Here is a 517-nt window from a genome sequence, read left to right as displayed (position 1 = left end):
TCGCGACAGATATTTTAGAACTGGACGAAGTGGTGATCGGCAACGGTTACTTAGTTGATGCCATGATGGCCAGTATGTCTGTACCCGGCGCACTCCCTCCGTATAAGTTAAATGGCCACATGCTTGTTGACGGTGGCGTGGTCAACAACATGCCAGTGGATGTTGCGCGTGCGATGGGCGCGGATGTGGTTATCGCGGTAGACATCAGTACCGACTACAAAACCGAAGATGATTTTACTGGGCTGTTTACCGTTGCAGACCAACTCTCCAACTATCTGGTGCGTCGCAGTACCCAGCAGCAAGTCGAAACCCTGCAAGAACACGATGTTTACATTCGTCCCAATGTCGGCCAAATGGAAACCGTCGAGTTCGACAAAATGCCTTGGGCTTTTCAATCTGGTTATGACATCACCAAAGAAATGGAGTCGAAGCTAGCGGGACTGCGTTTATCAAACGCGGAGTATCAAAAGTACATCGACCATAAGCAGGAAGTTCGCAAAAAGCTCGTTTATGGTGA

The 517-nt window shown here is 49.1% G+C and carries 1 protein-coding gene; it reads left to right on the top strand.

What is annotated here, in order from left to right; all coding sequences use genetic code 11:
* Window positions 1-517: patatin-like phospholipase family protein (locus tag R8O10_RS27495; protein WP_318192270.1), on the top strand; the 517-nt coding region annotated here is incomplete at both ends.

Origin of the sequence: Vibrio sp. 1727, assembly GCF_033344415.1 — a bacterium.
GTDB classification, from domain to species: domain Bacteria; phylum Pseudomonadota; class Gammaproteobacteria; order Enterobacterales; family Vibrionaceae; genus Vibrio; species Vibrio alginolyticus.
The sequence above is the reverse complement of the archived record's forward strand: the minus strand, read 5'-3'. Positions and strand labels throughout refer to the sequence as shown.